General features: G+C 40.4%; 10 protein-coding genes and 1 pseudogene. 3 read left to right on the plus strand and 8 right to left on the minus strand.

Features of this window, described 5'->3' with window-relative positions:
- Positions 1-153: 153 nt before the first annotated feature.
- Positions 154-1,013, plus strand: a pseudogene (locus tag CXF74_RS08175) (delta-class carbonic anhydrase).
- 305 nt (positions 1,014-1,318) lie between these two features.
- On the opposite strand, the gene CXF74_RS08180 reads toward CXF74_RS08175, so the two are convergent.
- Complete coding sequence (locus tag CXF74_RS08180; protein WP_101081924.1) at positions 1,319-3,007, minus strand: lytic polysaccharide monooxygenase; 1,689 nt, start codon at positions 3,005-3,007, stop codon at positions 1,319-1,321.
- Positions 3,008-3,676: 669 nt separating this feature from the next.
- Between CXF74_RS08180 and CXF74_RS08185 the strand changes: the two genes are divergently transcribed.
- On the plus strand, positions 3,677-6,139 hold the full coding sequence (locus CXF74_RS08185) for a glycosyl hydrolase family 18 protein (RefSeq protein ID WP_101081925.1): 2,463 nt from the start codon (positions 3,677-3,679) through the stop codon (positions 6,137-6,139).
- A 79-nt stretch (positions 6,140-6,218) separates the two neighbouring features.
- Here CXF74_RS08185 and CXF74_RS08190 read toward each other — a convergent pair whose 3' ends face one another.
- Positions 6,219-7,448 carry an aminotransferase class V-fold PLP-dependent enzyme gene (locus tag CXF74_RS08190; protein ID WP_101081926.1) on the minus strand — a complete coding sequence of 410 codons (1,230 nt, stop codon included), beginning with the start codon at positions 7,446-7,448 and terminating at the stop codon, positions 6,219-6,221.
- A gap of 393 nt (positions 7,449-7,841) precedes the next feature.
- Here CXF74_RS08190 and CXF74_RS08195 point away from each other — a divergent pair, with 393 nt between their 5' ends.
- Entirely contained in the window at positions 7,842-9,386 is a 1,545-nt protein-coding gene (locus CXF74_RS08195; RefSeq protein ID WP_101081927.1) for a phospholipase D family protein, read from the plus strand.
- Between the two features lie 148 nt (positions 9,387-9,534).
- Here the strand turns inward: CXF74_RS08195 and pdxJ are convergent, their stop codons facing one another.
- The 6 genes from pdxJ to lepA all read right to left on the minus strand — a co-directional run bounded on the left by pdxJ (position 9,535) and on the right by lepA (position 15,787).
- Entirely contained in the window at positions 9,535-10,272 is a 738-nt protein-coding gene (pdxJ, locus tag CXF74_RS08200) for a pyridoxine 5'-phosphate synthase (RefSeq protein WP_101081928.1), read from the minus strand.
- Positions 10,273-10,466: 194 nt separating this feature from the next.
- On the minus strand, positions 10,467-11,171 hold the full coding sequence (gene recO / locus CXF74_RS08205; RefSeq protein WP_101081929.1) for a DNA repair protein RecO: 705 nt from the start codon (positions 11,169-11,171) through the stop codon (positions 10,467-10,469).
- Between the two features lie 74 nt (positions 11,172-11,245).
- The gene (era, locus tag CXF74_RS08210; RefSeq protein ID WP_101081930.1) at positions 11,246-12,157 is read right to left on the minus strand and encodes a GTPase Era; all 912 of its coding nucleotides are present in this window, start codon (positions 12,155-12,157) and stop codon (positions 11,246-11,248) included.
- Complete coding sequence (gene rnc / locus CXF74_RS08215; protein ID WP_442965946.1) at positions 12,154-12,849, minus strand: ribonuclease III; 696 nt, start codon at positions 12,847-12,849, stop codon at positions 12,154-12,156. The genes era and rnc overlap by 4 nt, the downstream gene beginning before the upstream one ends.
- Positions 12,846-13,766: a signal peptidase I gene (lepB, locus tag CXF74_RS08220; protein ID WP_101081931.1), complete on the minus strand. Its 921-nt coding sequence runs from the start codon at positions 13,764-13,766 to the stop codon at positions 12,846-12,848. Before lepB ends, rnc begins: the two co-directional genes overlap by 4 nt.
- Positions 13,767-13,990: 224 nt before the next feature.
- Positions 13,991-15,787 (minus strand): translation elongation factor 4, encoded by a 1,797-nt coding sequence (gene lepA / locus CXF74_RS08225; RefSeq protein ID WP_101081932.1) that lies wholly within the window; start codon positions 15,785-15,787, stop codon positions 13,991-13,993.
- Positions 15,788-16,127 lie beyond the last annotated feature (340 nt).

The following is a 16,127-nucleotide window of genomic DNA, read 5'->3' on the forward strand; positions in this document are numbered from 1 at the left end:
TATTCGTGAATAATTATTATGAATCAATTAATTAGCTTAAATTATTTTCATTGGAAATAGTTCCTATTCATATTAAGGTGGCAAGCGACTTTATTACATACGAACGTACGATAACAAACAGCCCACACTCGCTATTGATAAGGAAATAACACCATGAAAAAACAAATACTGATTCTTTGCGCCACAGTGGCACTCTTACCCACTGTTGTAGCAGCCAAAAATACTCACTCTGAAAAACATGATCAAGTTGCGGATACGTTGATTGCAGAGCAACGCGCTCAGTTATCAGAAAATACTGAAGGTAAAGGTTTTGGCCCACAATCACCGCGAGATATAGATTCGATTCAGGGAAATAATCAACGTGCTTTTGGTGCTGCCCCCGCTTATACATCGATGAACCTATGTAATATTCATTTCCATAAAAATGCGGAGCATAAAGGCGGTGAGTTTGCTAAATATGCAGGTAACGGAGATGGCCATGGTTATAACAGTGGTTATGTTTATTCAGGTAAGTTAAGCAAAGCTGAACTAGCGCCCCTAAAAAAAGAAGTTGGCGCAAGCAAGCATGGCAGTTTATACCCAGGCGATACCATTGAAGTTCATTATGTATATTCAACAGCACAAGTTAAGCCGGGTCCTACATTAGGGGCTTGTTTAGATGATTCAATTAGCAATCCACAACTACGCGTAGAAACACAGGTTTACGTTTTAGTGAATGATAATGATGCTGCTGATTTTGCACAGTTAACTGAACACGGATTAAAATCCGGATACCAGCAAGCGCTTAATATTCCTAACAATACCGGCACAGCCGTGCAATATACAGGCTCAACAACCGGTCCAAGTTACAATGAAAAAGGGTCTCCTTTCCAAGTATCATGGAGCGTTCTAAGGTTGCCAAAGTCAGCATTGAAAGTGTCGGTAAATGGCTTGAAGGTAATGTTTTCAACGAAGATCATGCACATGGTGTACGTAACTTAGTAACCAACCCAGCGTTATTGTCTGCTAAATAAAAACAGCTCAACTTCAGTTTTTATTACGATGATAAAACTGGAGTTTCTCTTTTTTATTACCCCTATCTCAAACACAAAAAAGGGATGCTCGAGCATCCCTTTTATTCGTTAGTATATATAAAGGTTATTTGTAACTACTCAGGCCGTCGCTATTTAAGCCTATTTCATCGTTAAAAAATGCTCATTTAAACGACTAAACTGCGCTTTTTCGCCTTGAACTAAGCATAAATAGCTTAGTCCTGAGCAGTTACTGTCTATTTTCGTATGAAAAGCACACGTTTTAGCAGGGTGCTGAGTAGTTACGGTTATTTAACCTCTTTCCATCCCCCCCACTGACCTGTTGTGCCAGGTTCTTGACCTTTAGTCCACCAGCCGGCAGTGTAAGTAATACCATTTACAATGACAGTATCACCCGTATTGTAAACCGTTTCTGCATTCCAAGTAGAATCACCTACTACTGGCGTTGGTGTAACAACTACCGGAGTAGGTGTCGCAACCGGAGTAGGTGTCGCAACTGGCGTTGGTGTAACAACTACCGGAGTAGGCGTCGCAACTGGCGGAGTAGGAAGTACTGCTGGAGTAGGGGTTACTACAGAACCACCTTCACAAGGTACTTCATTCCAGAACCATGATGCTGCCGATGGCGTTTCCCATAAACCTGGATTATTTTGTGCTTCAAAACATGCGCCGTTATAAGCAACAAGTTCACCATTGCTTACTTTTGTTTTGCCCGGCACAAATATAATTGCACTGCCAGTACCTGGTGGTGGCGTCACAACTGGTGTAGGGATAATAATCAGTGTCGGTATTACTGGCGTTGGCGTAATAATAGGTGTCGGTGTAATAATAGGTGTCGGTGTAATTATAGGTGTCGGTGTAATTATTGGCGTTGGCGTAATAACAGGTGTCGGCGTAATGATTGGCGTTGGCGTCACGGCTGGCGTAGGAGTGATAACCGGCGTAGGTACAAATTTCACTAACGATAATTGGTACGCAAAATCAGTGGTCGGTGCAAAGACTTTATTTGCATAATGATTATTCCAATCATACATGTAGTGATCGCCATGCCAGTTACCAATCACCCATGTGTTATCAGTATCAAGCATGACCATATCGGCTAGATCACCCGGCCATGAATCTTGGTTTTGCATCGTGACTTGTAATGAAACATCCGTTGTTTCGACACCTGTCGCATCAAAAATACGGAAACGTACGGTGTCATCAATCTCACTATTAGTAATCAGACCCGTTTCCAAGAAGCTACCTAATTCGACTAAACTAACGATTGGATCCGTTGGCTCTGGCGTCGGTGTTGGCTCGATTGGCGTGCCGTTAGAGACAAGCGTGATATCGGCACAGTTATAAAAACCTTCACCGGCAACATCGTAACGCTGCCAGCGACTGACTAATACCGCATCACCTGTTCGGCCCGCGGGTACAGGAATCACAAAAGTATTGGTTTTTGCCATGACCGAGTAATCATCAAAGTGAATCAGTTCAAGATCATCCCAGTTAATCGGCATGCTTGGGTCGTAGCTCTCTTTGGTTAAATAGAACTGACGAAATGAAGGGTTATGTGGCGCTGTGGCAATATGCTCAATGGCGATGGTATTACCCGCACTCACTTGCACTGTTGCTTTTTTCCAATCTGCATGCGCAACATTCAAGCCTGATTTACTGCTATCACCAGCAGAACAAATTTGCCCATCGGGAATCGCTAATTTAACCGCGTCCATATTATTGTAATCAGCGACTAATTTAGCGATTTCATTTTTCTGGATAAATTGTGTTGTACCACTTTCATCATAAGCAGCTTTACAGGCAGCGTTTGGAATATCAACACCATTGGTTGACCAATAGCCTCCATCGTCATAACAGCTCACTTGGCGGGCAGCGGGTGAACTTAAATAGCCATGTGCTGATACCGGCAAGCTACTAATAGCGGCACTACCAAACATTGCAACGGTAATAAGTTTTAAAGTAAAACGTTTCATCTACAACTCCTTTTGTATTTAACTTCAATCTAACTGATTGAAAAGTGACCGACTGTCACCCATTGCATTGTACATAGCTGTCGATGCTATTCTGGAGCTAACTCGCAAAAACAGTATCAAATGTAAAACGATTGTTAAAACATTCCTTAATGAGTAGAAAGCTTCAGACACAAAATAGCCTTCTAAAAAGCAGGAAAATGCAATAATTGGCTTATTATTTTTTGGCTGCTGAATAAAAAAATAAAAAATTACAATCGTGAAACCGCTTGGCGACACTAAGATCTTGATGGCTCATTGACAACAAAACAACTTAAAAACTGATTTTTATTTTTTCCTCACGCCAGTACATTTAATATCAACATCAATCATAATTTTAACCCGTGAAATTGATCATGTGTTGCCATAACGATATTGATAAATGCCTATTGTTATCTCTGAATAAAAGCCATATAGTGGATATCGTCTTACCTAAGACATTAATTTAAAAGCATCATTTGATAGGGGCAAGAGCCCATTAAACTATCAGTGATGGAGCCAAGGATTGGCATGAAGTGGATAAGGAATGTTCACCCTATCAGTGAATAACTCTCCCTCCCTTATATATTTATGCCTTTCCTTTGCTTGATTTGAATTATTAAAATAATCATTTACAAACAAAGGAATGAATGTATGAAAAGAAGTATCTTAGCAGCATCCGTACTTGCCGCGATTGCAAGTTCAGCAATAGCAGCCCCTTCAGCACCTTCTATTGATATGTACGGTTCAAACAACCTGCAATTCTCTAAAGTTGAATTAGCAATGGACACAACCTCTGGTTACAAGTCTATGGTTAAGTACAATGAAGAAGCTAAAATCGCGATTAAATTCAACCAGTGGAGTGGTACAACGGGTGATACTTACAAAGTCTTCTTTGACGGTACAGAAGTCGCATCGGGTCCAATTAGCGGTAGCCAAACAACAGCTAGCTTTGGTTACGCGCAAGGTGGTGTTTACGATGTTGTTATTGAAGCATGTGACGCGACAGGTTGTACAGCAAGTTCTAAAACGCAAATAACGGTTGCAGACACTGATGGCTCTCACTTAGCACCACTAACAATGAATATTGACCCTACAAACAAATCTTACAACACAGATAAAAGTAAAGTTGTCGGTACTTACTTTGTAGAATGGGGTATTTACGATCGTAAATATACTGTTGATAACATTCCAGCAGACAACCTAACGCATATCCTTTACGGTTTCATTCCAATTTGTGGTCCAAATGAATCTTTAAAATCTGTGGGAGGCAATAGCTTCAACGCACTACAAACAGCTTGTAAAGGCGCACAAGATTTTGAAGTTGTTATCCATGATCCATGGGCAGCTTACCAAAAATCATTCGGCCAAGCAGGTCATGATTTCAACACACCAATCAAAGGTAACTTTGCGATGATGATGGCGCTTAAACAGCGTAATCCTGATCTAAAAATTCTTCCTTCTGTGGGTGGTTGGACTTTATCTGACCCCTTCTTTAGCTTTACAGAAAAAGCAAACCGTGACGTATTTGTTGCCTCAGTTGCTGAATTCCTAACAACTTGGAAATTCTTCGACGGTGTTGATATTGACTGGGAGTTTCCTGGTGGTGGCGGTGAAAATGCAAACTTAGGCGACCCTGTTAAAGATGGCCCTGCTTACGTTGCATTGATGCAAGAACTTCGTGCAATGTTAGACGAACTTGAAATCGCTAACGGTAAAGCATACGAATTAACCTCTGCAATCGGTGTTGGTTTTGATAAAATTGAAGATGTTGATTACGGTCAAGCAGTTCAGTACATGGACTACATCTTTGCAATGACTTACGATTTCTACGGCGGTTGGAACAACGTACCAGGTCACCAAACTGCACTTTACTGTGGTTCGTTCATGGCCCCTGGTCAATGTGACGGCAGTGGTGTTGATGCTGAAGGCGTTCAATTTAAAGGCCCTGCTTACACGGTTGATAACGGTATTCAGTTATTACTAGCACAAGGCGTTCCTGCTAACCAACTTGTTGTTGGTGCTGCAATGTACGGACGTGGTTGGGATGGCGTGATGGAATCAAGCTTAACGGATCCTTCTGACCCAATGACTGGTACTGGCAACGGCAAGTTAACAGGCACTAAAGCACAAGGTGTTTGGGAAGCTGGCGTAATCGATTATAAAGGCATCAAAAAATACATGCTTGGTGCTGATGAGCAAGGTATCAATGGCTTTGAAGCAGGATACGATGAAGGCGCTGAAGCACCTTACGTATGGAATAAAGCAACGGGTCAGCTAATTACATTTGATAGCGCACGTTCTATTAAAGCAAAAGGTTCGTACGTAAATACATTAGGTTTAGCGGGTCTTTTCTCTTGGGAAATCGATGCTGATAATGGCGATATCTTAAATGCGATGCATGAAGGTCTTGCAATTACTGATGGTACTTTACCAACGCCAACACCTACTCCTGTAGTGACACCTACTCCTGTAGTTACACCTACTCCTGTAGTGACACCTACTCCTGTAGTTACACCTACTCCTGTAGTTACACCTACTCCTGTAGTTACACCTACTCCTGTAGTTACGCCTACGCCTGCAGTAACGCCTACTCCTGTAGTTACACCTACGCCTGTAGTAACACCTACTCCTGTGATTGGCGATATTACACCGTTTATTCCAGGTAAAACTAAAGTAAACAACGGTGATGTTGTTTCTTATAAAGGTTCTTGTTTTGAAGCTCAAAACAATCCTGGTACTTGGGAAACACCTTCTGCAGCATCATGGTTCTGGACTGAAGTACCATGTGAAGGCGGCTCTGTAGTAACACAGTCTCCAGTTGTAACTTCGACACCTGCAGTAACACCTACTCCGGTAGTTACGCCTACTCCAGTAGTTACGCCTACTCCAGTAGTTACGCCTACTCCAGTAGTTACGCCTACTCCAGTAGTTACACCTACTCCTGCTGTTACACCAACACCTGTTGTTGGCGATTCAGATTGGAGCGCATCAACTATCTATAACAGTGGTGACACTGTGGTAGTAAATGGTGTGACTTACGTTGCTGGTTGGTGGACTAAAGGCCAAGAGCCTGGTACTACTGGCGAATGGGGTGTATGGAAAGAAGTTAAATAATCTTTCTATAAACTACCTATTTATTAAGTAGCGATATGTTCAAATAAAAGGGGATGCAATTGCATCCCCTTTTTTATATTTATTCTTTTAACAGGCTAATCACATCTTTTAATGCACTAATGAAAGCCTTCACTTCGGCCAATGTATTATAAAGCGAGAATGAAACCCGTACGGTCCCAGAACAATTAAGCGCCGAGAGTAATGGCATCGCACAATGACTACCACTACGAACCGCGATGCCTTGTGCATCTAATAACATCGCAATATCGCTGTGATGTTCATCTTCAACTAAAAAACTAATTGCGCCTGATTTGGGCACTCCAGGGCTAAAAACGGTGACTTCAGGAATCGCTAATAATGCACCTTCTGCAACCGCTAATAACATCTGCTCATGCAACATCATCATTTTACGATCGTAGTGATTTAAGAACTCAATGGCGGCAGCCAAACCGATTGCACCGGCAATATTAGGCGTCCCCGCTTCAAACTTAAAAGGTAATTCGTTATAAACAGTTTCAGAAAAACTCACACTTTTAATCATTTCACCGCCCCCCTGCCAAGGTGGAAGCGCGTCTAATAAATGCTGTTTTCCATATAAAATACCCACACCGGTTGGCGCAAATAATTTATGACCAGAGAACAGGTAATAATCACAATCCAATGCCTGTACATCAACAGGCATATGCGCAATTGCTTGAGCGCCATCAATAATCACTTTTATATCGTGCTGATGTGCCAGTGTAATAATCTCTTCAATAGGATTAATAATACCCAGTGCATTAGAGATATGAGCGACTGATACAAACTTTGTTTTATCATTTAATAACTGCTGATAAGCGGCTAAATCTAAGCTGTTATCTTCTTTTAAAGGAATTACTTTTAACACAATGCCTATCGACTCAACCAACATCTGCCAAGGCACAATATTGGCATGATGCTCAAGCGTGCTGATGATCACTTCATCACCCGCATTGAGCTGTGAGGCAAACACGTTAGTTAATAGGTTAAAACCTTCGGTTGTGCCTTTTGTCCAAATAATCTCTTTACTGCTACTGGCATTAATAAATTGGCATACCGTTTCACGCGCATTTTCAAAGACAGTGGTCGCTCGATTACTTAACTGATGACTTGCTCGATGTACGTTAGCGTTATCATTAAGATAAAAGTGAGTGATCGCTTCAACCACAGCAAGCGGCTTTTGCGTCGTCGCTGCGTTATCAAGGTAGATTAATGGATGATCATTTATCTGCTGGTCGAGAATAGGGAATTGTTCGCGAAATTCATTCACAGAAAAGAGTTTGTTTTGCATTTAATGAAATTCCGTAGGTCAAATAAAATAGCGCCACGCTAACATGCTATTTATGCTTAGATTCAAAGAATAAATAGCCGCGACTGAAAGTATTGATAGGTGAGTTAGTTTACAAAGCAGAATAAACAGTGTCTATCTATATTGAAAATGAATAGCGATATTAAAAATGAATAGATGTTCAATACTCTACATTTTTATTATTTATTCAGCGACTTTTTCCTTATCTTCATCGTCCCGCATTAGCATATCAGTGCCTTATTAATTCAGCGTAAAATAAAAGAAATAAGATGACCTATTACCCAAAGGATTTATCAATCACTTATGATGTTATGGTAAATTACTCCAAGACGCATTACTCAACGATGTTGCGCAATATTTAACCCAGGAATGACCATGTCCCGATTCAACTTATTACGATGCTTTAAATATCTACCTCTTGCTGCTTTAGCGCTGTTAAGCAGTGCTTGCGTTGATAATGATGAGCGAATTCCAGCCGTCACAAAGAATTATTGTGCTGATATCAGCAGTAAACCCGTAACCAGTCTAAGCCAACAACTCGCCTCTATTGCCGATAAGATGAAAGATAAAACCGGTGTTTACGTACTTGAACAAAGTACAGAGGCAATGTTAACTCGTGCTTGGCTAACAGAATATGCTGAGCAAACCATTGATGTGCAGTACTTTATCTTTTCAACGGATAACATTGGTTTAATTGCCAGTGATTTCTTAGTACAAGCAGCTGACCGAGGTATCAAAGTAAGGCTCTTAGTTGACGACATTATGATCGAGGCGAGAGGAGATGAATTATTATTATTAGATGCACACGAAAACCTTTCTATTCGAATTTATAATCCAATGGCAAATGTGGGTAAAAATTTCTTTCAAAAAATGGATAATTTAGTCACTGATTTTCATGGTTTTAATCAGCGTATGCATAATAAAACCTTCACGGTTGATGGCAAAGTGTCTATTACCGGTGGCCGTAATATCGCCGACGAGTATTTTGGTTACGACCACGCCTTTAATTTTAGAGACCGAGATGTACTGTTGATTGGTGGTGAAGTTAAAGCCGTGCAGCGTTCATTTGATGAGTTTTGGAATAACTCGCTCAGCGTGCCGATTAATCAACTCGTTGAAAAGGCCTATAAAAAACCGAGTTATGAAGCATTACATCAATACGCTTGTGATCCGGTTAATTTCTTACCCGAAATACGTGCACAAATTTATAACATGCCAGAAACTATCAAAGCCGTTCAACGCGGTAATAAACTGCATTGGTTAGACAATATTGAATATGTTTCCGATAAACCAGGGAAAAACGATCAAAGCCAATTTCTGGCAGGTGGGGGTCTTTCAACGCAGCGACTAATAGAATTGGCCAAAAGTGCAAAGCATTCAATTACTATTCAAACACCTTATTTAATTACCACAGAGCTCAGTCAAAACCTCTTTAAGGAATTAATTGATAAGGGTGTTGAAATTAAAATTTTGACCAACAGTTTAGCGTCTAATGATAACTTTGAAGCCTTTAGTGGTTACCAACGCGTGCGTAAATCGTTACTCAAAATAGGCGTCGAAATCTATGAATTTAAGCCTGATGCACAGATAAGAAAGAAGGTCATGTCAGAAGAGATGCATCGTCAATTAGACAAAGCGCCTATCTTTACTTTACATGCGAAATCGATGGTTATTGACGATAAAGTCACCGTTATTGCAACCTTCAATTTAGATCCACGTAGCGCCAACCTCAATACAGAAAGCATTACCGTTATCCCTTCGCTTGAGATAGCAAAACAGGTAAAAGAAGGCATGTTGGTTGAAATGTTACCAGAAAATGCATGGCGTACAACGCTAGATTGGAATCCTGATCATTTAGTAAAATCGAGTATCAGATTGAAAGTAAAAACGCGTCGTATAGTGCCAAAAAGCATACTCTAATAGCTAAGGCCATATAACGATAAATACGGGGAAATTTTCAAGGATAAAGTAGAGTGAAGATGTTGTGATCAAGATGTTGTGATAAAAACTGAGTGATGAAATACAGCGTGCATTTCATCACTCAGTCAAACAACGATAAAGCGTTTAATTATTGGCTATTGCGCCCTTCGATCATTAAACGTTTCATCTCTGATACCGCAGATGCAAAACCGTCAACGACAGCACGTGCAACAATGGCATGGCCGATATTAAGCTCTATGATTTCAGGAATCGCTGCAATCGGCTTAACATTGTGATAATTAAGACCATGACCCGCGTTCACTTTAATGCCCGCTTTACTTGCGTAAGCAGCCGCTAATTTAACACGCTTAAGTTCACGTGCTTCTTCCGCTTCATCATGTGCATCGGCGTATTGGCCAGTATGCAATTCAATGTAAGCAGCACCAGTTTTAATAGCTGCATCAATCTGTGCATTTTCAGGGTCAATAAACAGTGATACTTGAATACCAACGGCATTTAAACGGTCTACCGCTGACGCGATTTTTTTAAATGATCCAACCACATCTAAGCCGCCTTCAGTGGTCAATTCTTCGCGTTTTTCAGGCACCAAACAAACAAAAGTAGGTTTAGTGTGAATCGCAATATCGATCATTTCATCGGTCACGGCCATTTCTAAATTCATACGTGTTTGTAATGTTTGCGCAAGTACAGCAACATCTCTGTCGTTAATATGGCGACGATCTTCACGAATATGAATCGTAATACCATCTGCGCCCGCTGTTTCTGCAATAGCAGCCAAATGAGCAGGTTCAGGGTAACAAGTGCCACGTGCATTACGCAGTGTCGCAATGTGATCGATATTAACGCCTAATAATAATTTACTCATGAACTTCCTCTATTTCGTGCGACTTAAAAGAGCACGGCTATGTAATGGTTTGCCAACGAATCTAAATAGATCGATGGGCGAATACTTGACGACAGTTAATAGCATCATGAGCTATTAACTGAAAGCTGATAGCTGAAAGCTGAAAGCTGAAAGCTGATAGCTGATAGCTGAAAGCTAATAACAGATGACTATTTTTATTTTGTGTTACTAAAAAGAGCACGACTATGTAATGGTTTACCGCCTAACAAATGGGCTAATGCTTGACGACAAAAGCGTTTTGCAGCCAATAAAACATGTGCTTCAGAAAAGTCTCGGTAGGCTAATGCCTGTATCTGCTTTCCCGTATAAATATGGTGTTTATTATGAATCGCTTGCTTAGCAAAAAAGCCAGCTTGTTGCTTGTATTGGTAATCAAAACCGCACTCAAGTAATTCACCACTATAGATATCTTGTTCAAAATTAACACCATATCCTAATGTTTCCAATAGGGTTAATTCAAAATTACGTAATGCGGCTTGTGGGTCGGCATCACCGGCAATAGAAATCAAGGTATCTTGGTAAGCACTAAACAATCCATCACAAGCGGTTTCTGCCTGTAATAATCGGTACAAAAGTTCATTAATATACATCGCCATATAGAGACGATTACCCACTAATGGAACAACTTGTGTTTGTGCTTCGAGGGATTTGACGGTTTTTAAATTGCCACGCCCGAAATAGGTCGCTTGTAGTAATGTGAAGGGTTGAGCGGTACCTCTGCGCATACGCGTACCACTTCGCCCGCCTTTAAAAATAAGGCTAACTTTACCCACATCCTGACAAAAGAGATCCAGTAATTGACTGGTCTCTCGATAAGGTCTGCGATGTAAAATAAATGCGTTGTGGCACTCGATTGACATAGTAATAGAAGCGGTAAGCCGTCAGCTATAGCGCTCAGTAGGGCTACTGAACACCGATAACTGCGAGCTGAAAGCTATTTACCCGTACCCGAGTAATCGTCGCCGTAACCTAGGCTGTGTAGTGCACGTAAATCATCAGCCCAACCGCTCTTCACTTTAACCCAAACTTCCAAGAAGACTTTGGCATCAAATAGCTCTTCCATGTCTAAACGAGACTGGGTACTAATAGCTTTGATTTTTTCGCCTTTATTACCAATAACCATGCGTTTTTGGCCGTCACGTTCAACAAGAATAAGCGCATTAATATGTAACATGCCGTTAGCTTGTTGCTTGAATTGCTCGATTTCAACAGTCACTGAATAAGGTAATTCATCACCTAAAAAACGCATCAATTTTTCACGTACTATTTCAGAAGCCATAAAACGCGATGAACGATCGGTTATGTAATCTTCTGGAAAATAGAACTCAGACTCAGGTAAAATTTCCTGTGACCATTGACGAATTTTCTCAATGTTATCGCCCTTTTTAGCAGACATTGGTAAAATATGCTTAAAGTTGTAACGTTTACCCAGCTTTTCTAAATGCGGTAAAAGATGCTCTTTGTCTTCTACGTTATCAATTTTATTGATAGCCAGAATAACAGGACATTTTAAGTGCTCAAACTTGCTTAGCACCATGTCATCATCTTCGTTCCAATGTGTACCTTCAACCACAAATATAACCATTTCAACATCATTGATTGAGCTTGATGCAGCACGGTTCATTAAACGGTTAATGGCACGTTTTTCTTCGATGTGTAGTCCCGGTGTATCAACAAAAATAGTCTGATAATCACCTTCCGTATCAATACCTAAGATACGGTGACGTGTTGTTTGTGCTTTACGAGAAGTAATACTTACTTTTTGACCCAGTAGCGCATTAATTAAGGTAGATTTACCTACATTCGGGCGACCTACAATGGCCACTAATCCACATTTCTGTGTCATGATTTATCTCCTAAAAGCGCGTCTAACATTCTTCCGGCAGCAATCTGTTCCGCTTTACGGCGGCTTGTGCCTTTACCTTCTACAGCTTCAATACCCTCAATATTACAAGACATTGTAAATTGTTGGTTATGTGCTTCGCCTTTAATATCTAATACTTCATACAGCGGTAAAGGCTGTTTGCGAGATTGTAGATGCTCTTGTAGACGTGTTTTAGGATCTTTTTGACTAATACCTGGTTCAATCGTATTTAAACGACTATCAAACCAGCTTAAGATTAGCGCTTTAGCCGTATCGATATCTGAGTCTAAAAACGCAGCACCAATGATAGCTTCCACGCCATCAGCAATAATAGAGTCGCGACGGAAACCGCCACTTTTTAACTCACCAGGACCTAGAATCAAACAATCACTTAAGTTAAATTCACGACCGACTTCCGCGAGCATTTTTCCACAAACTAAGGTTGCGCGCATACGACTTAAATCTCCTTCCGTCACTTTTGGAAAGCGCAGGTAAAGATCTGTCGATATAGCAAAACTTAAGATTGAATCACCTAAAAACTCTAGACGTTCATTATGTGCACCTAATGCACTGCGATGTGTTAATGCTTGTTTTAATAGCGCGAAATCAGTAAAAGTATAACCGATGCGTTTCTCTAAACGTTTTAATTCTGTTTCTTTCATTTTATTGCTCATTTAATACTACCAATACGATCAAAACGCACAGAACTTGGTACCCATGTTGGTAACAAGCCATCTACGTCACGATAGAACTCAAAACTAATCCAAGTTGCTACCGCTTTACCTACTAAATTTTGTTCAGGAACAAAGCCCCAATAACGGCTGTCTTTACTATTATCACGATTATCACCCATAACGAAGTAGTTGCCTTTAGGGACAACCCACTCATATGCATAGGTTTTTACATCATCTTGCTGATAATAATAAGCAGTATGATCTCGACGATTTGGATTAACAATAATTTTATGCGCAACGTCGCCTAATACTTCGCTGTAAACCTGCATTGTAGCGGCTTCATCTTTAAAGTCTTGCTCTCCTAATGATTGCATATCAAGCGCTTTATAAGTACCACACTCTGCTTTTTCACAAGCCGGTATCAAATATAATTGTTTGTCTTTATAAACGACACGGTCACCCGGTAAACCGATAACACGTTTAATAAAATCAACACGCTGATCTTCAGGGTATTTAAATACCGCCACATCACCACGTTTAGGCAAACTAACCGGGATTAATGTGTTTTGCCAAATAGGTTCTTTTACGCCATATGAGAACTTTTCAACCAAAATAAAATCGCCGATTAATAGCGTAGGCATCATCGAACCCGATGGTATTTGGAAAGGTTCATACAAAAATGAACGTAATATAAAGACCACGGCAATCACCGGAAAAAGTGAACGTGCATTTTCAATCACGACATTTTCAGGGTGAATCTTAGCCAATGTATCTTCATCAAGGCCTATCTCTGCTTTGTCTTGTGCGGCTTGGCGTGCAGCGTTACGAGCAGGGCCCCACTTAAATTTATCAATCACCCAAACAATGCCGGTGACAAAAGTTAAAATAACTAATATTAATGCAAACGTATTTGCCATTTTTTTTTCCTAGTTTTTAAAACACAAAATGCGTGGCTTGTAGCAACGCATTATTTACAAATGGGCAGGACTAAAGTCCCACTTCCGATATTTCTATCGTTGTAAATACTTAGGGCTAAGCCATTTATATCTAGTTCAAGGCGAAAAAGCGCAGTTTAATGGTTTAAATGAGCATTTTTCAACGAAGAAATAGGTCTAAATGGCAACGGCCTGAGTAATTACTTCTACTTGTCTTTACCAATATGCAACACGGCTAAGAACGCTTCTTGAGGAATGTCGACATTACCAACAGACTTCATACGTTTTTTACCTTCTTTCTGTTTCTTCAGTAGTTTTTTCTTACGGCTAATATCACCACCGTAACATTTTGCCAGTACATTTTTAGTTAACTGTTTAACCGTTGAACGGGCAATGATTTTACTACCAATCGCAGCTTGTATTGCAATGTTGAACATTTGACGAGGAATGAGCTCTTTCATTTTTTCAACTAAGTCACGACCGTACGTTTCTGCATTGGCACGATGGGTAATTAATGCAAGTGCATCAACACGATCGCTATTGATTAATACATCAACACGTACCATGTCTGCTGGCTCAAATTTAATAAAGTTATATTCAAGTGACGCATAACCACGACTGGTTGATTTCAAACGGTCAAAGAAGTCCATCACTACTTCACCCATTGGGATATGGTAAGTTAATGCAACTTGGTTGCCGTGATAAACCATGTTTACCTGAACACCACGTTTTAGAATACACAGGGTAATAACGTTACCTAAGTATTCTTGTGGCACTAAAATATTACACTCTGCAATGGGTTCGCGGATTTCAAGAATGTCATTAACAGCGGGTAATTTTGCAGGGCTATCAACGTACTGCACTTCACCATCGCTTCTTTCAACTTCATAAATTACCGTTGGCGCAGTGGTGATAAGATCAATGTCATATTCACGTTCTAAACGCTCTTGAATAATTTCCATGTGCAACAGACCAAGGAAACCACAACGGAAACCAAAACCTAATGCCGATGAATTTTCTGGTTCAAAGAACAACGAGGCATCGTTAATGCTTAATTTTGCTAAGGCATCACGGAAACTTTCGTAGTCATCAGAGCTAACCGGGAACAAACCAGCGTAAACCTGTGGCGTCACACGTTTAAAGCCGCCTAATGCTTCAGTGGCAGGGTTGTTAATCGTGGTTAACGTATCACCTACTGGTGCACCCAAAATATCTTTAATACCCGCGATGACATAACCTACTTCACCGGCTTTTAAAATACCTGTTTCAACTTGCTTGGGTGTAAAGTAACCGACTTTACTCACAAGATGAACGCCTTCTGTAGACATTACTTTCATCTTGTCGCCAACTTTAATTTGGCCATGTTTGATACGTACTAATGAAACAACACCTTGGTAACTGTCGAACCATGAATCGATGATCAATGCTTGCAGTGGACCATCAAGGTTACCTACTGGTGGCGGCACAGCACGTACAATTTCTTCTAATACTAAATCAATGCCCAAACCGGTTTTCGCAGAACAGCGAACCGCTTCAGAGGCATCAATACCAATAATATTTTCAATTTCTTCAGCAACACGTTCAGGTTCAGCAGCCGGTAAATCAATCTTATTTAAGATGGGTACAACTTCTAAGTCCATATCTAATGCGGTGTAACAGTTAGCAAGCGTTTGTGCTTCTACGCCCTGCCCTGCATCTACAACCAACAATGCACCTTCACAAGCAGCTAATGAGCGCGATACTTCATACGAGAAATCAACGTGTCCTGGCGTATCGATAAAGTTAAGTTGGTATATTTCACCATCGTTAGCTTTATAATCAAGGGTGACACTTTGTGCCTTGATGGTAATACCACGTTCACGTTCGATATCCATTGAATCAAGAACTTGAGATTCCATTTCACGGTCACTTAGACCACCACAGGTGCTGATTAGGCGATCAGAAAGAGTCGATTTACCATGGTCGATATGGGCGATAATTGAGAAGTTACGAATATTTTTCATTAAACGGCTAATACCTTAAAATAGTGCAAATTTATGCAGTGACAATCTGTTTATACCTAAGCCACCTAAAAAATAAGCAGGCAAGAAGCTTGGGTATACAATTACCCGGCATTCTAGCGAATTTGAGCTCAGATCACCATCTTTAAAAAACGTCCTTAAACTTCCCAAATACGCTAAGCGCATTATATATTTCGAATAAAACAAAAATAAAAATAGCCTTTCATTTAGATAAATAAGACACAACAACGAAAGACGAGCACCAAGCCACTGCGTTACACAGAAAGTACCCAAAAGGCCTTCAGCCTTGTTTTTGTTCGTGTCTTCGTGATTAACTGCTTTT

Origin of the sequence: Psychromonas sp. Urea-02u-13, from assembly GCF_002835995.1 — a bacterium.
Classification (GTDB): Bacteria; Pseudomonadota; Gammaproteobacteria; order Enterobacterales; family Psychromonadaceae; genus Psychromonas.